This is a genomic window from Pseudogemmobacter hezensis (assembly GCF_013155295.1).
GTDB classification, from domain to species: domain Bacteria; phylum Pseudomonadota; class Alphaproteobacteria; order Rhodobacterales; family Rhodobacteraceae; genus Pseudogemmobacter; species Pseudogemmobacter hezensis.
In genome coordinates this window covers 39112-59702 of sequence record NZ_JABJXT010000002.1, presented here as the reverse complement: position 1 = coordinate 59702, position 20591 = coordinate 39112, and the positions used below count along the sequence as shown (strand labels likewise).

General features: G+C 62.4%; 18 protein-coding genes. 8 read left to right on the top strand and 10 right to left on the bottom strand.

All coding sequences use genetic code 11. From position 1 onward, the window contains the following. The first annotated feature begins 168 nt into the window (after positions 1-168). From proS to HOY34_RS02285, 5 genes are all read left to right on the top strand, one after another. A complete protein-coding gene (gene proS, locus HOY34_RS02305) occupies positions 169-1509 on the top strand; it encodes a proline--tRNA ligase (protein ID WP_172360007.1) in 1341 nt (446 codons plus the stop codon). 118 nt (positions 1510-1627) lie between these two features. Next, positions 1628-2947, top strand: coding sequence for a glycosyltransferase family 4 protein (locus tag HOY34_RS02300; RefSeq protein ID WP_172359715.1), 1320 nt, complete (start codon positions 1628-1630; stop codon positions 2945-2947). A 123-nt stretch (positions 2948-3070) separates the two neighbouring features. Continuing rightward, positions 3071-4357: a lipoprotein-releasing ABC transporter permease subunit gene (locus HOY34_RS02295; RefSeq protein WP_172359714.1), complete on the top strand. Its 1287-nt coding sequence runs from the start codon at positions 3071-3073 to the stop codon at positions 4355-4357. Next, a complete protein-coding gene (locus HOY34_RS02290) occupies positions 4350-5024 on the top strand; it encodes an ABC transporter ATP-binding protein (protein WP_172359713.1) in 675 nt (224 codons plus the stop codon). The genes HOY34_RS02295 and HOY34_RS02290 overlap by 8 nt, the downstream gene beginning before the upstream one ends. 199 nt (positions 5025-5223) lie before the next feature. After that, a complete protein-coding gene (locus HOY34_RS02285; RefSeq protein ID WP_172359712.1) occupies positions 5224-6198 on the top strand; it encodes a lysylphosphatidylglycerol synthase domain-containing protein in 975 nt (324 codons plus the stop codon). Between the two features lie 14 nt (positions 6199-6212). Here the strand turns inward: HOY34_RS02285 and HOY34_RS02280 are convergent, their stop codons facing one another. From HOY34_RS02280 to HOY34_RS02250, 7 genes are all read right to left on the bottom strand, one after another. Continuing rightward, positions 6213-7172 (bottom strand): CobW family GTP-binding protein, encoded by a 960-nt coding sequence (locus tag HOY34_RS02280; protein ID WP_172359711.1) that lies wholly within the window; start codon positions 7170-7172, stop codon positions 6213-6215. Further along, positions 7165-7383 carry a hypothetical protein gene (locus HOY34_RS02275; protein ID WP_253944147.1) on the bottom strand — a complete coding sequence of 73 codons (219 nt, stop codon included), beginning with the start codon at positions 7381-7383 and terminating at the stop codon, positions 7165-7167. The genes HOY34_RS02280 and HOY34_RS02275 overlap by 8 nt, the downstream gene beginning before the upstream one ends. Before the next feature lie 91 nt (positions 7384-7474). After that, on the bottom strand, positions 7475-8377 hold the full coding sequence (locus HOY34_RS02270; protein ID WP_172359709.1) for a polysaccharide deacetylase family protein: 903 nt from the start codon (positions 8375-8377) through the stop codon (positions 7475-7477). A 26-nt stretch (positions 8378-8403) separates the two neighbouring features. After that, complete coding sequence (locus HOY34_RS02265) at positions 8404-9519, bottom strand: ABC transporter ATP-binding protein (protein WP_172359708.1); 1116 nt, start codon at positions 9517-9519, stop codon at positions 8404-8406. Between the two features lie 2 nt (positions 9520-9521). Then, on the bottom strand, positions 9522-10358 hold the full coding sequence (locus HOY34_RS02260; protein ID WP_172359707.1) for an ABC transporter permease: 837 nt from the start codon (positions 10356-10358) through the stop codon (positions 9522-9524). 7 nt (positions 10359-10365) lie between these two features. Beyond that, the gene (locus tag HOY34_RS02255; RefSeq protein ID WP_172359706.1) at positions 10366-11238 is read right to left on the bottom strand and encodes an ABC transporter permease; all 873 of its coding nucleotides are present in this window, start codon (positions 11236-11238) and stop codon (positions 10366-10368) included. A gap of 57 nt (positions 11239-11295) precedes the next feature. Continuing rightward, a complete protein-coding gene (locus HOY34_RS02250) occupies positions 11296-12588 on the bottom strand; it encodes an ABC transporter substrate-binding protein (protein ID WP_172359705.1) in 1293 nt (430 codons plus the stop codon). A 260-nt stretch (positions 12589-12848) separates the two neighbouring features. Between HOY34_RS02250 and HOY34_RS02245 the strand changes: the two genes are divergently transcribed. Continuing rightward, a complete protein-coding gene (locus HOY34_RS02245) occupies positions 12849-13910 on the top strand; it encodes a GntR family transcriptional regulator (protein WP_172359704.1) in 1062 nt (353 codons plus the stop codon). A gap of 10 nt (positions 13911-13920) precedes the next feature. Next, positions 13921-15108: an ABC transporter substrate-binding protein gene (locus HOY34_RS02240; protein ID WP_172359703.1), complete on the top strand. Its 1188-nt coding sequence runs from the start codon at positions 13921-13923 to the stop codon at positions 15106-15108. A gap of 16 nt (positions 15109-15124) precedes the next feature. On the opposite strand, the gene HOY34_RS02235 is transcribed toward HOY34_RS02240, so the two are convergent. Together HOY34_RS02235 and HOY34_RS02230 are read right to left on the bottom strand one after the other, a co-directional pair. Continuing rightward, on the bottom strand, positions 15125-16432 hold the full coding sequence (locus tag HOY34_RS02235) for an NtaA/DmoA family FMN-dependent monooxygenase (RefSeq protein WP_172359702.1): 1308 nt from the start codon (positions 16430-16432) through the stop codon (positions 15125-15127). Between the two features lie 75 nt (positions 16433-16507). Next, positions 16508-18598, bottom strand: a complete 2091-nt coding sequence (locus tag HOY34_RS02230) for a TonB-dependent receptor (protein ID WP_172359701.1) — start codon at positions 18596-18598, stop codon at positions 16508-16510. 223 nt (positions 18599-18821) lie between these two features. Between HOY34_RS02230 and HOY34_RS02225 the strand changes: the two genes are divergently transcribed. Then, positions 18822-19625 (top strand): IclR family transcriptional regulator, encoded by an 804-nt coding sequence (locus tag HOY34_RS02225; protein ID WP_172359700.1) that lies wholly within the window; start codon positions 18822-18824, stop codon positions 19623-19625. Positions 19626-19627: 2 nt separating this feature from the next. Here the strand turns inward: HOY34_RS02225 and HOY34_RS02220 are convergent, their stop codons facing one another. Continuing rightward, complete coding sequence (locus tag HOY34_RS02220; protein WP_172359699.1) at positions 19628-20452, bottom strand: ABC transporter ATP-binding protein; 825 nt, start codon at positions 20450-20452, stop codon at positions 19628-19630. Between the last annotated feature and the right edge of the window lie 139 nt (positions 20453-20591).

The window sequence follows — 20591 nt, the reverse complement described above, 5'->3', positions numbered from 1 at the left end:
GGCCCGGCTGTGCAAGGGGGCAGCGTGTGTGGGCAGGTCTGGCCACGCGGATATGGGCCTGGTATCGGGCCGCTGCGGGGGGCTGCGTCGCTTCTTCTTGCCCGGGGGCGGGCTTGCAGCTAGGAACGGGGCAACTCTTTGCCCTATATTCCTGCCAGTGAGGCCGCCATGCGTCTGTCGCGCTACTTTCTTCCCGTTCTGAAAGAAGATCCCAAAGAGGCGCAGATCGTCTCGCACCGCTATATGCTGCGGGCGGGTATGATCAAGCAGCAGGCTGCGGGCATCTATTCCTGGCTGCCGCTGGGGCTGCGCGTGCTGAACCGCATCGCGCAGATCGTGAACGAGGAACAGGTCCGCGCCGGGCATATCCCGGTCCTGATGCCGACGATGCAGCCCGCCGATCTCTGGCGCGAAAGCGGCCGTTATGACGATTACGGCGCCGAGATGCTGCGCATCAAAGACCGTCATGAGCGCGATATGCTGTTCGGGCCGACCAATGAAGAGATGATCACTGACATCTTCCGCGCCCATGTGAACAGCTACAAAGACCTGCCGCTGACGCTTTATCAGATCCAGTGGAAGTTCCGCGATGAGGTCCGCCCCCGCTTTGGCGTCATGCGCGGCCGCGAGTTCTATATGAAAGACGGCTACAACTTCGACGTCGACAAAGACTCGGCGCTGCATGCCTATAACCGCCACATGGTCAGCTATCTGCGCACCTATGAACGTATGGGCCTGACCGCGATCCCGATGCGGGCTGATTCGGGCCCGATCGGCGGCGACAATACCCATGAATTCCTGGTGCTGGCCAATACCGGCGAGAGCGAGGTCTTCTATGACGACCGCGTGACCGGGCTGAAACTGGGCAACCGTCAGGTCGATTACGATGACCGGGCCGAGGTCGAGGGCGTCTGCAAAGAGTTCACCACCCTCTATGCCCGCACCGATGAAACCCATGACGAGGCCCTCTTCAACGAGATCCCCGAGGAACACCGCAAGGTGGGTCGCGGCATCGAGGTTGGCCAGATCTTCTACTTCGGCACCAAATATTCCGAGGCCATGGGCGCAACCGTTGTCACCAAAGACGGCAGCAAGGTTCCGGTCGAGATGGGCAGCCACGGGATCGGCGTCTCGCGCCTGCTGGGTGCGATCATCGAGGCCAGCCATGACGACAAGGGCATCATCTGGCCCGAAGGCGTCACCCCCTTCCCGGTTGGTATCGTCAACCTGAAACAAGGTGATGAGGCTGCCGACGCAGCCTGCGCCAGCCTGGAAAAAGCGCTTCTTTCCAAAGGGCTGGAGCCGCTTTACGACGACCGCGACGAGCGCGCGGGTGCGAAATTCGCCACCATGGACATGATCGGCCTGCCCTGGCGGATCACCGTCGGCCCGCGCGGGCTGGCAAATGGCGTGGTCGAGCTGACCTCGCGCCGCACCGGCGAAAGCGTCGAGCTGGCGCCTGAGGCTGCGGTGGCAAAGCTGGAAGAAATCTACGCCGCTCATCGTTAAGCGGGTATTGGCTGCGGCCCGGGCCAAACCCGGGCCGCTGCTCCTGCAGCCGTATAAGGCGCAGACCCGACCCTGGCACCAGGGTCATCAGCATCAGCAGACCCGGGACCACGGCCCTATGACCCAGCCCCAGCAAAATGCGCCGATTGCCCTGCCGTCCAGGCTGCGCCAGCGCTATATGCTTTCGGTGCTGATCCCCTATTACCGCGACCGCAACGGCGCGATCTGGCTGGGCCGTCTTTGGGCGCATGATCTGCGGGCGCATCTCGACTATCTGGGCGATCTGACCATCCTTGCCCCCGAAGTGCAAATCGACCAGCCCGGCCCGGATAACGGTGCAGACCTCGTGCGTTTCGAAGTGCCGCCCGGGGTAAATCTGCGTTTCCGGCCCTATGGCAAGGCAGGGGGCGGCGCTTTGCGGGCGCTGCTGGCGCTGCCCGCCCGTGCGATTGACGCCTGGGCCGCCGTCGGTCAGGCCGATATCGTCCATTCCGGCGTTGCGGGCTGGCCGTTGCCGCCGGGGCTTTTGCTGAACCCGATTGCGGTTTTGCGCCGTCGCCCGCTGATCATCGTCATTGAAAGCGCCTTCTGGCGGCTGCCCGATCCGGCGCAGGCGGGCTGGAAGGCGCGGCTGCGCGCCAGCCTGACCGAGCGGTTCGCCCGCTGGTCTTTGCGCCGCGCCCGCCTGGGGATCTATACCAGCCAGGCTTACCGCCAAAGCCTGCCCGTCGGCCCGGGGGGCGAGGCGCTGGTGCTGTCCGCCAGCTGGATCTCGGATGAGATGATCCTCAGTGAGGCCGAGGCCGGGGCATCCTGGGCGAAGAAACTGCCCGCCCCGCAAGGCGAAGGTGGTGCGGTGCGGTTTCTGATGGCCTCACGGCTGGTTTCGGAAAAGGGGATCGGCCTTTTCCTGGCGGCGCTTCAGGAATTGCGGGCGCAGGGAATTGCAGCCCGGATTGATGTGATCGGCGAAGGCCCGATGCGGGCCGATCTGCAGGCCTTTGCGGACCGCCCCGGCCCTGTGATGCTGCGACTGTTGGACCCGGTGGAATACGGCCCGCCTTTCATGCGCCTTTTGCAATCATATCATGCGGTTATCGTGCCAACGACCGGGGATGAACAGCCGCGCATCCTCTTTGACGCCTTCGCGCAGGCGGTGCCGGTTCTGGCCACCGGAACCAGCGGCAATCTTGAGGTGGTCACGGATGGTGCCACCGGAATAGTGGTCGCGCCGGGGGGCGCCCATGCGCTGGCTGAGGGCATCATTCGCGCCCAAAACCAGCCAGAGCGCCTGCACGAAATGGGGCTTATGGCTTTGGAAACGGCGCGAACCTACACCCATGCCACCATGCATCAGCGCCGCGCCGAGGTTCTGCGGCATCTGTTCGCAGATCCGGCAACCGCCGCCCGGCAGGGGGATCACGAAGGGCTTTCTTGACCTTTGCCCGGCCAGAGGCCAATTTCGCCGCCAAATCGGCATCGCCGCCAGGGAAAAATCTGGCAGATAACCGGCAGAACAATCGCCCCGGGCCTGATCCGGGGTGCCATGAGGATCGGGTAAATGGCCGAAAAGACCAAACCTTTCGCCGCCTTTGAGTGGATGATCGCCTGGCGCTACCTGCGGGCACGCCGCGCTGAGGGCGGGGTCTCGGTGATGACCTGGATCTCGCTGATCGGCATCACGCTGGCGGTGGCGGCGCTGATCGTGACGCTGGCGGTTCGGGCGGGTTTTCGTGAGGAATTCGTCGATACGATCCTTGGCGCCAATGCGCATGTGACGCTGTGGTCCTCGGACCGGATTGACGAAAACGGTGCCAAAATCCGTGGCTTTGCCGATTACGATGCGCTGGCCGCCCGCGTGGCCGAGGTGCCGGGTGTGGTGCGGGCGGCCCCGCTGATCCGCGGCCAGGTGATGCTGTCGGATGGTGAGCGCACCATGGGCGCCGATCTTTACGGCATCAGCCCGGCCGAGTTGGACAAGATCCCCCGCGTCGGGCGCGGGGCCAATGCAACCGGGGATATTGACCAGTTCCCGCATGGGATCGCGCTTGGCTCGGTTCTGGCGCGAGAGCTGGGGGTGATCGTCGGAGACAAGGTGCGGGTGATCACCGCCTCGGGGGTGCGCACGCCGATGGGCAGCAGCCCGCGCACCAGCGTCTATGAGGTGGTCTATATCTTTACCGCCGGGCGCTATGACATCGATAAGGTGCGGATGTATATGCCTTTTTCAGAGGCGCAAAGCTTTCTGAACCGTGAGGGCTATGCCGATGAGATCGAGGTCATCGTGCAAAACCCCGAAAAGGTCGACGACCTGGTGCTGCCGATCCTGAACGCCGCCGGGCCAGAGGCCAATCCCTGGACCTGGCGCGACTCGGCGGGGTCTTTCCTGCGCGCGCTGGATATTGAGGACAATGTGATGTTCCTGATCCTGTCGATCCTGGTGCTGATCGCGTCGCTGAACATCGTTTCTGGCCTGATCATGCTGGTGAAAAACAAGGGCCGCGATATCGGCATTTTGCGCACCATGGGGCTGTCACAGGGTTCGGTGATGCGGATTTTCTTCATCTGCGGATCGCTGACCGGGGTGATCGGCACGATTGCCGGGCTGGCGCTTGGCTGCCTCGTGGCGCTGAATGTCGATCAGGTCATGGCCTTTATCGCCTGGATCAATGGCAGCCCGGTCTGGGATGCCTCGGTGCGGGGGATCTATTCGCTGCCCGCGAAACTGCAGGCGGGTGATGTGATCTCGGCGGTGGCGCTGGCGCTTGGCCTGTCTTTTGTCGTGACCATTTTCCCGGCCCGTCGTGCGGCGCGGATGAACCCGGTGGAGGCCCTGCGCTATGAGTGACACCCTGGTTCTGAGCGGGATCACCAAGATCTACAATCCCGGCAAATCATCCGAGGTAAAGGTGCTGAACGGCGCCGATCTTCGCATCGCCAAAGGCGAGGTGGTGGCGATGGTTGCGCCCTCTGGCGCGGGTAAATCGACGCTTTTGCACATCGCGGGCCTGCTGGACACGCCGGATGCGGGGCAGGTTACGCTTGACGGGCGGCAGATGAACGGCCTTTCCGACCGTCTGCGCACCGAGGCGCGGCGGCGCGACGTTGGCTTTATCTACCAGTTCCACCATCTGTTGCCTGAGTTCACCGCGCTGGAAAATGTGGTGATCCCGCAGCTGGCCAATGGCGTCGGCAAGGCCGAGGCCGAGGCGCGGGCGCAGAAACTGCTGCAAACCGTTGGCGTTGCGGGCCGTGCAGGCCATCGCCCGGCCGCGCTGTCGGGGGGCGAGCAGCAACGCGTCGCCTTTTGCCGGGCGCTGGCCAATGGGCCGGGGCTTTTGCTGGCCGATGAGCCGACCGGAAACCTGGATCCTGACACCTCTGACCAGGTCTTCGCCGCGCTGATGGAGCTGGTGCGGGCCACCGGAATGTCGGCGCTGATTGCGACCCATAACCTGGAGCTGGCGGCCCGGATGGATCGCACGGTGCGGCTGAGCCAGGGGCGCATTTCCTGACGGCCGCTTCTGCGTGCCCCTGGATCGCCGCCTGATTGCGGACGCGCACGGAAGCTGTGGCAGATGAACAGAATTTCGTGATTTTCTGCATTTTCCCTGGCCTGCGGAATTGCCCTTGTCATGGAATAGGGTTCCAATAGCGCCAGACGGTTGGGATTTTTTATCCCCGACCGGATCAAAAACAACAGGACATTGGCACGTGGCAGGATCGACGGCAGGCGGCGCGAAGTGGAAGAAATTCATCTGGCCGGTGATTGGCCTGCTGGCGATTGTCGGCTCGTTCTGGTTCCTGGCGCATGATCCTGAAATCCGATCCCTGACATGGGCAGGCCTGCGTGAGGCATTCGGCGCAATCGGCCCCGGACATTGGGCGCTGATCATTTTGTGCACCCTGGGCTGCTATATCAATCTGGCGCTTTATGATGTGATCGCGCTGCAGCATCTGAACAAAAAAGTCAGTTTTCCTTTCGTGGCAGGCTGTGCGCTGACCACCTATTCTTTGGCGCATACCATTGGCGCATCAGCGTTTTCCGGCGCGGTGATCCGCTATCGCGCCTATACGACCAAGGGTCTTTCTGGCCCTGAGGTGGGGGTTCTGGTCACCTTTTGCTCGCTGACCTTCAGCCTTGCGGTGATGATCGTGCTGGGCTTTGCCTTCCTGCTGACGCCCGGCCTTGGGGAACGGGTTGGCGAGTATATTTCGCCGCATGTGGTTCGCTGGGCGGCGCTGGTCACGCTGGCGATTGTGTTGCTTTATCTGGCCTCATCCGCGCTTGGGCTGCCGGATCTGAAAATCCGGAACTTCCGGGTCTCTTACCCGCGCTTTCCGATTGCGCTGAAGCAGGTGACCATCGCCCCGATAGAGCTTCTTTTCGCGGGCGGCATCCTTTATTTCGCGCTGCCAGAGGTGAACAACCCTGGATATATGGTGGTGATGGGGGTGTTTGTGGTTGGCTTCTCGCTGGCTTTGCTGTCGCATGCGCCAGGCGGAATTGGGGTTTTCGAGGCCGTTGTGATCGCGGGCCTGCCCGAGTTTCCGGTCGATGTGAAGATCGCGGCGCTGCTGGTCTTTCGGCTGTTTTATCTGATGATCCCGCTGCTGCTCGGCCTGGTTCTGGTGGCGATGTTCGAGGCGAACCAGCTGAAGCTGAAGCGAATAGCCGAAAGCGGTTGACGCGGGCGCTGCGCTCAGACCCCAAATTTTCTCCAGGAGCGTTGCAGTAGCTCTGCGTCGAAATTCCGGCCGATCAGGATGATGAAGCCTTCATCCGGCGCAGGGCCGGATAGCCGATCGGGCAGAATTTCTGGCGGCTGCACGACGCGGCGCACCGATTGCAGCAAGAGCCGTCCGGCAGGGCTGCGCACCACGCCCTTCACCCGGATCACATCATCCCCCCGCGCATGCAGCAAGGCTGAAAGCCATGTGGACAGGCCGATCCAGCCGCCATCGGTCCAGCCTGCGCCTGTCCCGCTGTCGGTGTCGAGGTCGAGACGATAGGCGCGAATGGGATCCTGGCTGGTGATCGCCGGCAGGTCGACCGGGGTGGCCGGGGGCGGAAGATCGACCGGGCTTCCAAATTCGGCGCCAGTGATCCCAGCCGCAGGTGCCAATTGGCGCAGGACACCCAGCAGAGAGGCCGTCTGCTGCGGGGGGGCGGCGGTGACTTTGGTCACAACAATCCGATCAGCGGCCTCGACCTGTGCTCTGGCCAAAGCTTCTGTGGTCAATTGCGCCAACCCATGCTGAGCATCGACCAGAACCAGGGTTTCCGCCAGGCGAATGCGCCTTGCCAATACGGGATCGGTTGATATTGCAGCTGCGATGCGCCCGGGGTCGGCCAGGCCACTGGTCTCCAGCAAAATGCCGGCAATCGGCCTGGTGTTGGCGCGAGTGGCGAAATCGCAGATCCGCCGCAACTCTGTCAGCAGTGCGGGCAAAGCGTTACAACAGGCACAGCCCCCGGCCAATACAGTGATATCACTTGCCCCTTGCAGCAAGAGGTTGTCGACTGGTGTGCCTGCGGCCTCGTTGACGATGACATGGTGCTGCAGAAAGCGCCCCTCATGCAATTGGTGCCGGGCCCAGCTGCTTTTCCCGGCCCCCAGAAAGCCCCCGAGGATGGTTAAAGGTAGCAGGCCGTCAGACATCTGACAGGACCCGGGCGTCCAGCGGATCAATTGGCCTGCCTGCGATCCGGGCCGCCGCCTGCCACAGGCCCTCCAGGTCGGCCACCAGTTCAGTCGCACCGCCTGATGCGATGAGTTGCAGGCCTGGTGTGGCGCCGTCATCATAGGCTTTCAGCCCATAGGGGGCTAGCAAGCGGTTGATCGCCGCGACGCGTGTGTACCGCAGGCGCAATCTGTCGCCTGCGGAGACCGCGCCTGCATCGGTCCAATGTCCTGGCCGACTGGGATAGCCACAGGCAGAGCACATTCCGCAGTTGCGCCGTTCAGATCACTTCCGGGCGTCTGCCGCTTTCAAACGGATAACGCTTGCGGAAATCGTCGGAGATCTGCTCGAAGGTGGCCCATTCAACCCCCTCATGGCCGTTGATGTATTCAATCAGGCGTTCCAGCATCAGCAGAACCTGCGGCCGGCCCGCCACATCCGGATGGATAGTAAAGGCGAAGACCGCATAATCCATTTCCCGGTAGACCCAGTCGAACTGATCACGCCAGAGCTCTTCAATATCGCGCGGGTTTACAAAGCCATGGCTGTTGGGCGACTTCTTCATAAACATCATGGGCGGCAGGTCGTCGACATACCAGTTCGCAGCGATATCGACGAGGTCGATCTCTGTGCCGTGTTTCAGCGGATGCATCCAATCCTTCGCCTGCTTTGTATAGTCGATGACATTCCATTCATCACCGACACGAGCGTAGAAAGGCTGAAAGTCGCGATAGCCCTGGCTGTGATCATAGCTGAAATTGTATTTTTGCAGCAAAGCCGCCGTCGAGTTCGACATTTCCCACCATGGGGCAACATAGCCGCGTGGCGGGCGGCCGGTTAGTTTGTCGATCAGCTCGATTGATTTGACGAGAACATCCTCCTCTTGCTGTGGTGTCATGGCAATCGGGTTTTCATGCAGATAGCCGTGGGCGCCCACCTCATGGCCTGCATCCACAATCATCCGCATTTCTTTCGGAAAGGTTTCCAGCGAATGGCCCGGAATAAAAAAACTGGTCTGGAGATCGTATTTTTTGAACAGGCGCAGCAGCCGGGGGATGCCGACTTCGGTTGCGAAAATGCCGCGCTGAATGTCTGAGGGGCTGTCGCCCCCGCCATAGGATCCGATCCAGCCCGCAACCGAATCAATATCGGTGCCAAAGGTGCAGTAGATTTTTTTTGCCATGTTATCCTCTTGTTAACGGATCGCTGTCAGTCTTCGAGGGGCGTTCCGGTTGAATTGTTCGTGCCTTTGAGGTGGTGGCTTGTGGCGGGCTGCCAGCTGGCATGAATGGTTTCGCCGATTTCGATCGGGCGCGCGAACCAGGTGTCATCGGGCATGTAGATGATGAATTCTTCGCGTGATCCGGTATCCAGGGCCACTTTGACGAAAGTGCCCTGATACTCGGTATTGATCACCTTTCCCGTCAGCCCGTTTCGTGCGGCGGGGGCGGGGATCACCTGGATGCGATCACGGCGGACGGAAAAGCGAATCTCGGCGCCCTGAACAACGCCGGGCGCTGATGGAAGGTCATAGCTGACACCTGCTGCGCTGGTGACGATTGCCGTGTCGCCAGAGGTGCTGCTGACGGTGCCGGTCAGCACATTCTGCCCCCCCATGAAGCGGGCAACATAGGGGCTGTGCGGGTGGTTGTAGATATCATGCGGGGAAGCGGCCTGTTCGATCAGGCCGTGGTCCATAACGACAACCTGATCAGCCAGGGCAATTGCCTCTGGCTGGGTGTGAGTGACGTGAATGAAGGTGATGCCAAGCTCATTTTGCAACCGTTTCAGCTCGACCCGCATCCGCAGGCGCAGGAATTCATCCAGCGCGGAAAGCGGCTCGTCCAGGAGAAGGACCTTTGGGTTGGTGATCAGCGCTCGGGCGAGGGCAACACGCTGCTGCTGGCCGCCGGACAGCTCTGATGGCAGGCGGTCGGCCAGGTGGCCAAGCTGCACACGCTCAAGCATCTCTCGCGCATTCTGGCGGCGGGTGTCAGTAGCAATCCCTTTAATGCGCAAAGAAAAGGCGACGTTGTCGGTCAGGGACAGATGCGGAAACAGGGCATAGTTCTGGAACATAAGCGCCGTTCCACGATTGCCTGTTTTTGCATGGGTGACATCCTGACCACCGATTTTGATCATGCCCGAGGAAGGCTCTTCATGGCCGGCAATCATCCGCAAGAGCGTGGTTTTACCACACCCCGAGGGGCCGATCATGCAGCAGTAAGAGCCCCCCTCAATCACCAGATCCACATTGTTGACGGCCCTGGCGGTTCCATAAAGTTTGGTAACGGATTGGATATCGATACGGCTGAGATCGGACATATTCAGGCTCCTCGCTTGGCGCGGGCTCGGCGTTTTTGGATAAGGGCGATGCCGGCGAAGGCCAGCGCGATGACCGCAAAGCTGATCACCGAGGTGACAGTGCCAATGGCGTAAAGCGCGGGCGTCGTGACATTTGTTGTCATATTCGAGATCTCGATCGGCAGGGTATTGCGGCCACCAACCGTCAGCAAAGAACGCGGCATCTCGTCATAGGAAAGGGTGAAGCCGAACAGGGCGACTGCGATCAGGCCCGGGAACAGAATTGGCACCGTGACATAGCGCAGGGTCTGCCAGGGGCTTGCGCCCGCGTCACGGGCGGCCTCTTCCCAGGAGCTGTCAAAGCGGTTCAGGACGGCGAACATGATCAAAAGGCCGAAAGGCAGCGTCCAGCTAAGGTGCGCCCCCAGCCCTGACAGCCACCAGTGTAGACGGAATCCAAGCATCTGGAAAAGCTGGGAAATGCCAAGGCCAAGCAGGATCCCGGGCACGACCAGGCTGGTGATCGCCAGATAGAACAGCGGGCCCGCCCCGATGAACCGCTTGCGAAAGGCCAGCCCTGCGAAAAGGCAAACCACGGCGGTGATCAGCAGCGACATCGCCCCCAGCATGACCGAGCGGCGAAAGGCACCGCCCAGATCGCCATAGCGCGTCGAGGTCCAGAGATCGTTGAACCAATGGGTCGAGACACCGCGCATCGGAAAGGTCAGCCCCCCCGACGGTCCCTGAAAGCTGAGCACGAAAATCACCAGCATCGGCCCGTAAAGAAAGATCACGAACAGCGCGAAAAATGCTGCCAGCAGGTAAAAGCCGACGCCGCGTTTCTGGGTTGCCTGTGCCATCAGACCCTCACTTCGCCAGTTCAGAGCGGATGTCGACAATCCGCAGGATCGCTGAAACCATCAGCAGCACGACGACGATCAGCAGCACCGCCATGGCCGCGGCCTCGGGATAGAAAAGCTGATCAATCTGGTTTTTCATCGCCGAGACGACAGAGGCGCTTTGCCCGCCGCTCATCACCCGCACGACGAAGAAGTCGCCCATCACCAGCGTCACCACAAAGATCGAACCAAGCGCGATCCCGGTCCGCGACAGCGGCACGATCACCGTCCACAGGATCTGCCAGCCCGAGGCCCCTGCATCGCGGGCGGCCTCGATCAGATTCGGATTGATCTTCGCCATCGAGTTGAAGATCGGCACGATCATGAACAGGGTAAACAGATGGATATAGGTCAGGACCACCGCGAAGTCAGAATAGAGCAGGATATCAAGCGGTTGGTCGATCATCCCGGCTGAAATCAGCGCCTGGTTGAACACGCCTTCACGCCCCAGAAACGGGATCCAGCTGACCATGCGGATCACATTGGATGTCCAGAACGGGATCGTGCACAGCAAAAACAGCCCGATCTGCCATTTCAGGTTGCGCACATGGAAGACCAGGAAATACGAGCAGGTGAAGCCGATCAGGATCGTCGCCACCAGGGTCAGCGCGGCATATTTCAGCGTGTTCAGAAACAGCGTCAGCGTCACCGGCGAGGTCAGCACCTGGGCGTAATTTGCCCAGGTGAACTCGGGGTAGATCGAGATGCCATCCGACTGCCAGAAACTCAGCAGCACCACCGTGATCAGCGGCACGCCGACCATCGCCAGCATGATCAGTGCTAGCGGCGCAACCTGCAGATAAGGGGTCAGCGGCGACGACCGCCCAGAGGATCGGGACATTGGGGAACCTCGACAGCAAAGGGACCGGCGGAGGGCAGGCCCCCGCCGGTGGATGGATCACGACGAGACGAACTCGTTCCAGCGCTGCACCATGTAGCGCTCTTCATCCATGACGGTGTTCCAGCAGGCGACATGGCCCATCCGCGCCTCGAAAGAGCCGCCGTCGCGCACTGCGCCTGCCTTGTCCATCACCGCGCCGTAGGGGTCGAGAATGTCCTCGGTCGCGGCCTTGCCCTCATACCAATAGCCCCATTCATTGGCCGTCAGCTGCTCTTTCGTGGTCGAAAGCACCGAGGAGTAATAGCCCTGGCGTGCAATGAACGCGCCCTGCCAGCCCGAGAGATACCAGTTCAGATATTCATAGGCCGCTTCCAGCTTGATCCCCTCAAGATGGCTCATCAGGCCCATGCCCAGGCCCCAGCCACGATAGCCCTCTTTCAGCCCCTGATAGACGCAGGCGGTGCCGCGCGATTTGACGGCCGTGACGGCGGGCGACCACATCGACTGGATCACCACCTCGCCGCCCGCCATCAGGTTGACCGATTCGTCGAAGGTCGACCAGAAGGCGCGGAACTGGCCGTCTTTCTTCAGCCCGATCAGGCGGTTGATGGTGGCGTCGATCTCTTCGCGGGTCATATTGCCCTTGTCGCCATAGGTCAGCTCGCCCAGAGCCTCCATCGCCATGGCGGCGTCCATGATCCCGATCTGCGGGATATTGACCAGCGCGGTCTTGCCCTTGAACTCGGGGTTGAACAGCTCTCCCCAGCTGTCGACGGGGCGGCCGATCAGATCGGGGCGGATGCCCACGGTATCGGCGTTGAAGATGGTGGGCAGCGTGGTGGCGAAATCGGTGGCCGACGCGGCAAATGTAGTGTCACCCGCGCCGCCCGTATACATCACCTTGATCGGCGTCGTGCCCTGCATCGACTGGGCGGAGCCGTCGAAGTTCTTCCCGTCCTTCATCACCGGGGTGATATCGCCCCATTTGGCGATCCTGTTCACCTCGACCGGCTGCAGCTGACCCGAGCGCCAGATCTTCTGCATCGCCCAGAATTCCAGATCGGCAATGTCGATGGTTTCGGGCTGGTTCACCACCTTGGCCATCAGCTGGGTGCTGTCCGCGGTTTGCGGCACGATCTTAAAGCCCAGATCGGCCGAGGCCTTTTCACAGATGTCGCCGATCACCGAATAGGACGGCCCCACCTGGTTCAGCGTGATGTCTTTGATGGTCTGTGCCCAGATCATCGGTGCGCCAAGGATCCCTGATCCCACAGCCGCACCGGCCCCCGCCGCCGAGGTTTTCAGAAAGTCGCGCCGGCTGACGCCGGTTTTGCTGGTCCTGGTTGTCATAACACTCTCCCTGTTGCTGGAGATGACCTGCCGGATCTTTGCCCGGTCGGGCCGTCAGAAGTATCCAAAGCGGATGCCATTCCGGCGAACACGCTAACAAAGTGTTCTTCGGATGCAATGCACAATTTTATAGTGTAAAAAGAGATTCAGCGGCCGGAATGTGTTGTTTGCCCGAGATCGTCGCCTGTTTTTTGGGCGATTTTCCGGATAAACACCGAGGAAGGCTCAGTTTTTAATCTGTTGCACAGGATTTCCGGCCAATGGTGAAGCCCGCAGCCGAATCTTTCGCTGCCAAATCCCCTGCTGCCCGATCTCTTTCTGGCGGGGGGCGGGGCGGGGCCGGGGCCAGCCAGCGGCGTCCGGCCTTCCTCTATGCGACGCTGCGCGATCTTTTGCGGCGCAAAATCGCCAGCCATGAGCTTCCGGCCGGGCTGGTCATGAAAGAGGCGCAGCTTGCCGGGCAGCTGGGGGTCAGCCGGGCCCCGGTGCGCCGGGCGCTGGCGCTGCTGGCCGATGAAGGGCTGATTCGTCAGGCGGGCGGGCAGGGTTATGTGGTGGGCACGGCTGCGCCGCTGCGGATGCCGCTGCGTCAGCTGCACCGGATCCTGACCGAGCAGCCAGAGGAAATCGACCGCTCTGCCACATGGGAGCGGATCTATGAAGATGTGCGCGAGGAAATCACCGCCGCGATGCCCTTTGGCTCCTGGCGTATCCAGGAAGAGGCGCTTGGCCGCCACTATCACGTCAGCCGCACCGTCGCACGCGAGGTGCTCTGGCGGTTGCTGGACCGCCGCCTTGTGATCAAGGACAGCAAATCGCATTGGATCGTCGGCCAGATGACCGCCCGCGATCTGCGCGAAACGCTTGAGATGCGGCTGTTGTTAGAGCCTGCGGCCCTGGCCCAGGTGCAGCCGGGGCTGGACCCGGACTGGCTGGATCAGGCCGGGGCGCGGCTGGCGCGGGTGATGGATGCCTTTCCGGCGGTGGATCCGGTGGCGCTGGACGATCTGGATCAGCTGATGTTTCAGCAGATTTTTGGCGGGCTTCGCAATTCGCGGCTGCTGGCCTCGATCCGGCGCAATCAGATTTCGCTGGTGGTGCCGCATCTGTTTCGCCAGCATTTTCCGCTGGTTGACGATCTGGCGGCGCTGCAGGATTACGCTTTGATCCTGCGCCATTTGCGCCATGACGAGCCGGGCACGGCGCAGGCTCTGCTGGCGGCTCATCTGACGCGGATCGGGCCGCTGACACTGGCGCGGCTGCGGGTGCTGTCGCAGCTGCCACCGCCGCTACTGGCCCCCTGGCTGATGCCCGAAACATGAGGGGGCCGCGATGACAGAGCCGGTTTTGCGGGTGATCGGCACCCCGGCGACGCTGATCCCGGCGCTGACTGCGCGGGCGCAGCAGGATCTGCCCTTCCGCATCGTTTTCGAGGCGCTGGATGGGCTGGACTGTCAGCGCCGCGTGGTGATGTCGCCAGGCAGTTTCGATGTATGCGACCAGTGGTTCCACGCGCTGGATCTGTTCTGGACGGCGGCCTCGATCCAGCCGGTCGAGACGGCCCGGATCACCCGCTGGCCAGAGGTCACTGTGGCCGGAACCCCCATCGGTGCGCGCCCGTCCTCGCCCCGTTCAGGCAGCTGGCCCGGTGATCTGCTGTTCGTGCAGCCCGGGCGCAGCCTTGGCCCGCGCCCGCTGGGCGAGCGTCCGCAGATCGCCATGCTGCCGACCACCTATAACGTCGACAGCTTTGCCATCACGCCAGAGCTGGCCGCCAGCCTTGCCCCGGATGAGGCGCAAAGCTGGGCCTGGCTGCTGGATGGGCGCTGGCACGGGCGCACCGCGCTGGCCGCCGACCCGGCCGCCAGTGTGGTCGAGCTGGCCCTGGCCGCGCGGGCCGCCGGGCTGGTGGCGATCCAGGATCCCGGTGATCTGACCATCGAAGAGATTGACGCGCTTTTCGCGGTCTTGATGCCGCTGCGCCGGGCGGGGCATTTCACGCGGTTCTGGGCGACCTCGGATGATGCGGTGCGGCTGATGATGGCGCCGGGGAGTGGCGGGCCGATGATCTCGGCGATGTGGTCTCCGGCGTGTTATACGCTGCGCGGGCAGGGGCGGCGGCTGCATTATGCGGCCCCGGCTGAGGGTTATCGCGGCTGGCATTCGGGGCTGTGCCTTTCGGCGGCGGCCAGCGGCGCGGTGCTGGATATGGCCTATGCCTATCTGAACTGGTGGCTGGATGGTATGCCGGGCGCGATCATGGCGCGGCAGGGCTATTACATCTCGGTGCCGGGGCCATTGCGCGAAACGCTGACCCCGCAGGAATGGGCCTATTGGTATGACGGCCAGACCGCCGCCACCGATTTGCCCGGCAGCGACGGCACGGTTGTCGTCCATAAGGGCGAGCGGCGCGAGGGCGGCAGCTATCAGGCACGGGTGGCGCGGGTCGCGGTCTGGTCAACGATCATGCCCGAGCACAATTACCTGGTGCGCCGCTGGCGGCAATTCATGGGCGACTGACCCCGGATCCGGGCGCTTACGCCTCGGTCAGATGTGAGACCAGCGTATCGCCCTGATAAGCGTGGCGGAAATGGCCTGCATCCCTCAGCCGGGGCACCAGATCGTTCAGCGTCAGATGCAGCGATTGAGGCGCCCCCCCCGGCACCGCGATAAAGCCGTCAATCGCGCCCGCCTCATGCCAGCGGATGATCTCTGTCGCGGCATCTTCGGGGGTGCCGATGATCTGCCAATGGACCGAGGCCAGGATCTCGGGCCGCGCCAGCAGCTGTTCGACTGTGGGCTGATCGGTCTCAATGATCCGGCGCAGAAGGGCGATATGGCCAGCGCTGCGTGGGCCGCCCGGCGCTTTTGGCAGATCGGCCAGGGTGATCGGGCGATCATCGGGCCAGGTGCTCAGGTCGAGGCCGGTCGCCTCGGTCACGCGCTGGATGCGCTGCGCCCGCGTGATGCGGCGGTGATTGGCGGCAAAGAGATCCTGCGCCTCGGCCCGGGTTTTGCCCAGATAAAGGCTTAGCCCGGGCAAAAGCCGCAGGTCGCGCGGCGCGCGGCGATGGGCGATGGCGCGGGCCGAAAGCTGGGCGCGGGTCTTCAGCGCGGTATCCAGATCGGGGGTCATGCCAAAGACCATATCTGCCACCTGACCCGCGAAATCGACCCCGGTGGCCGAGCCGCCCGCCTGCATCAGCGGAATGCCGGGGCCGGGGAAGGCGGGCAGGTTCAGCGGGCCCTGGACCTGGAAATCCGGGCCGCGATGGTTGATCGGCAGGATCAGATCGGTATCGGCATAGCGCCCGGCTGCGCGGTCAACCACCAGCGCGTCTGAGGGGAAACTGGCCCAGAGCCGGCGCACAACTTCGGTAAATTCGGCGGCGCGGGCATAGCGGGCATCAGAGGATGGCATATCGGGCAGGCCGAAATTCTCGTGCCCCTGCAAGGCGGTAACCACATTCCACCCGGCCCGGCCCTGGCTTAGCCAATGCAGCGACATCAGCTGCCGCGCCGCGATATAGGGATGGCCGAAAGTGGTGGAAATGGTGGTGACCAGCCCGATCTTTGCCGTTTCACGCGCGATGGCGGTCATCAGCAGCGTCGCATCCAGGCTGGAGAAACCGAAAGACTGCTCCATCACCGGCAGGGGCAGGAAACTGGCATCGGGGCGAAAGACGAAATCGAGATGCGCGGCCTCGGCGGCTTTGGCGGTCTCCAGCGCGAAATCGCTGGAGTATAGCCCCTCGATGCCGCTGCCTGGCAGCCGCCAGCCCTCGCCGGAAAGCCATGTCGGGGCCAGTGAGATGCCGATGCAAAGTTTCGGTCGGAGCTTCATCGCCCTGCCTGTCTTAAATCTTATGAAACGACCGGCCCTGATATGGGCCGGTCGCGGTCTGGGTTTGCGGGCGGCTCAGAACGTGCCGCGAATACCGATACCGAACATGCGCGGCGAGGTCATCGAGCCCTGGGTGAAGGGGATCGTGCCACGTGCCGCCTCAAGCAGCGTCGGCGAGCGCTCGTCAAAGACGTTGTTCACATAGCCATAGACCGTCAGATTGTCGCGCAGCTGATAGCTGGCATGGATATCGACCAGGGTGTAATTGTCCACCTCAAAGGCCGGGGTATTGGCGGTATTGGAATAATAGCCGTCGATAAAGCGCAGCTGACCGCCGACGGTCAGCTGTTCCGTCGGATCCCAATTCGCGCCAAGCGTAAAGGTCTTGCCGGGCGAGCGGGCGAATTCATTGCCCTCCCATTGGGTGGCGGCGGTCATCTCATCGATCTTGGTTTTCAGGTAACCGGCGCTGGCACGCAGCTGCAGGCTGTCGACGGGACGATAATCCATCGCCACCTCAAGCCCGTAAGCATGCGCTTTTTCGGCGTTCAGCGTCTGGGTCTGGTTGATCCCGGCCGCGGTCATCTGGCTGACGCTGTGCTGGGCGTTGCTGTAATCCATGTAGAACAGGTTGCCCGAAACGAAGAGCCGATCATCCAGCAGGTTGGCGCGGGTGAAGAGCTCATAGTTCCAGACGGTTTCTTCTTTGTATTTCGTCCAGTCATGCGTGCCGATGAAATCCAGCGAGATGCCGCCCGGATTATAGCCTTTCGAGACCATCGCGCCGACCGTCCAGTCGGGGGTGGCGGCATAGGAAAGGGTCAGCTTGGGCAGAACCTCTTCGAAAACCTGATCGTAATCGACGTCGCTATTGGCAAAGAGCGGCGAGACATCGCCCGTGCGGCGCAGGTGGTCACGCTGATAGCGCAGGCCCCCGGTCAGGGTCCACTGATCGTCAAGCCGCCAGCTGAGTTCAGAGTAAAGGCCAAGCTGGTTCTTCTGGTCGTGGAAGGTCGATTCGCCGCCCTGGTTCAGCCATTCGTCCTGATCGGCATAGGCGATGTAAAGCCCTGCCACGCCAGAGAAAACATCCTCAGGCGTGCCAAAGCTGAGCTTGCTTTCATTGGCGTAATTGTCGCGCCAGACATTGGCGTCACCCATGGTCGGGCGGCCGACGCGGCGCTGGACCTCGGCGCTGGAAGTTTCGAATTTATTGGTGAAAACAATGCCATTGCCGAAATCATAATCAACGTCGATCACGGCGGTATCGGTGATCTGATCCCAGCCCGGCATCCAGATCGTGGTCGAGTTCAGGTCGCTGTATTCGGGGGCCTGGGCGGCACCTTCGGCACTGGGCCGGATTACGTCAGAGCGCGAGTAGGTCAGCTTGACCGTCAGCCCGTCAATATCGGTGGGTTGCCACAGGAATTTCACCCGGCCGGTGAGGTTGCGGAAGTCCTGGCCGATCTCATTTTGCTCAAAGGCGGGGCTGATATAGTCGATGAAGGTGTCGCGCGACGAGTAATCCAGCGCAACACGGGCGGCCAGCTGGTCATTGATCGGGCCAGACCAGGCGAAAGAGGCGCGGCGCTGGTTGTAATTGCCAAACTCCAGCCGATAGGCGCCCTCGGGCTCCCAGGTCGGGTCATTGGTATTGACGATGATCGCCCCGCCGATGGCATTCGCGCCCTGGCTGGTGGTTTGCGGGCCACGGAACACCTCGATGCTGGCGACATCCCAGGTGGCCGATCCGCCGAAATACAGCTCGTTATAGCTGAGGTAATGGCCGTCCACATTGATGGTGGCGCGGGGCATGGTGCCGGCAAAGAAGGCGGTCGCGCCGGTATGGGGGCCCTCGGCGTTCTGGCCACGGATCACCGGGGTCGAGACATTGTCGGTATAGATCACGTTCGGCGTGCCCTGCAGCACGGTTTTCACATCATCCTTGCCGGGCTTTTCCTGCACCAGCTCTTCGCCGGTGATCAGCGTGACCGAAGAGGCGGTGTCTTTCAGATCGCGCTGCTGCTTTTCGCCGGTCAGATAGATGGTGCCCAGCGAGCTGGTGTCTGCAGCGTCCTGGGCCATGGCCGGATGCGCGGTGAAGGCTGCGATGATGGAAAGCAGGCTGGCCCCACGCGCCAGCCGGCCACGATGCGTGCTCGGCATGATGTTCTCCGGTTGATGATAAGAACATGCGGTGGCGGGCGCGTGGGCTGGCGGCATGTAGTGTCGTTCCGCATTGCATAACGCGTTATGTGTGTCAATTCGTGCCCGGCGTATCTGCTCTTTACCGCGGCCAGGCTGGCGCACTAAGGTCACAGCTGGGGCGCGGCCGAGGCATGGGCGTGGCACGGGGCCCCGGGGCCTAAGGCAAAGGACACCCAGGGCGATGATGGAGTTTGAGCTGTTTCCCGATGAGGATTCAGGGGCCGCCGATGCCAAACGGGCGACGACGATTCAGTCGATCTCGGTGGCGATGCGCTTTCTGAACATCCTTGCCACCGCCGAGCGGGCGCTGCCGCTGGGCGAGTTGGCGCGTCTGTCGCGCACCGGGCGCTCGACCGCGCATCGCTATATGCAAAGTCTGGTGAAAGAGGGGCTGGCGATGCAGGACCCGGTCTCCAGCCATTACGATCTGGGGGCGGCGGCGCTGTCGATCGGCATTGCGGCGCTGCGCCGGGTGGACGCGGTCGAGATGGCCGGGATGCAGATGAAGCAGCTGGCCGGAAACCATGCGATCAGTGGCGGTGTGGCGATCTGGACGGATCGCGGCCCGACGCTGGTGCGCTGGTATCGCAGCGCTCTGTTTGCCATTTCTCCGGTGCAGCTGGGCGATGTTCTGCCGGTTGACAATTCGGCCTGCGGCCAGGTTTTCCAGGCGTTTTTGCCCCGAGCCACCATCGAGGCGGCGCGTCGTATCCAGCCTCAGGGATTCGCGGGCGATCCCGCGCCCCGCAGCCTGATCGAGCGCATCCGGGCCGAGGGCTGGGCCGAGATGACCAGCCATCTTTTGCCGGGTATAACAGGCCAGGCTGCCCCCATTCTGGACGCCCAGGGCGAGCTGTCCTGCGTGCTGACCACGATCACCGATCTGGGCAAGCTGAATGCGCCGGGGGATCGGTTGGCACTACAGGATGTGGCCAGGCTGATAAATCGCGCAACAGGTGGGCAAAGCGCCCTGGATCAATCCTGATTTCAGGCCTGATTCCGGGTCTGGGTCCGGGCCTGATCTTCTGCCTGATCGCGCGGGTATGGCACCACCATCGGGCGGCCGGTCAGGGGGTCTGCCATTACCAGTGCGGGCAGGTCGAACACCTGCCGGATCAGGGCGGCGTCGACGATATCTGTCGGTGTGCCCTCGGCCATGATCTGCCCTTCGCGCATCGCCACCAGATGGGTCGCATAGCGGAAGGCCAGGTTCAGCTCATGCAGCACCGCAACGATGGTGCGTCCGGCCCGGTTCAGCCGCGCCAGCAGCTCTAACACCTCTACCTGGTGCACGATGTCGAGATAGGTTGTCGGCTCATCAAGCAACAGGATGGGCGTCTCCTGGGCCAGCGTCATGGCGATCCAGACCCGCTGACGCTGCCCGCCCGACAGTTCGGCCACGGGGCGCGCGGCCAGATCCGTGATCCCGGTGTCATGCAGCGCCGTGGCGACGGCGATCTCGTCATCCGGCGACCATTGGCGCAGGAAACTTTGATGCGGAAATCGGCCACGGGCCACCAGATCGGCGACGGTGATCGCATCCGGCGCATGTGGTGACTGCGGCAAAAGCCCCAGCCGTCGCGCCACCTCACGCGAGGGCAGCTGGTGGATCGCCTTGCCATCCAGCACCACCTGACCGCTTTCGGGGGCCAAAAGCCGCGACAGCGCCCGTAGCAGGGTGGATTTGCCACAGGCATTCGGCCCGACAACCACCGTGAAAGACCCGTCCGGGACTGACAGCGACAGATCGCGTGAGATCACCCTTGCCTCATAGCGCAGGGTGACGGATTCGGCGCTCAGGCGGTCAGACATGGCTGGTTCCTTTTTGACCCGGCGGCGGGGTGGGGATTTTTGACCGCCACTCGTATTGCATTGCGGGATGCGCTCTGCAATATGGAAGGCAGCCATCCCTGTTTTGCCCCCAAGAGGCCGGGTTCAGCCATTTTCGCAC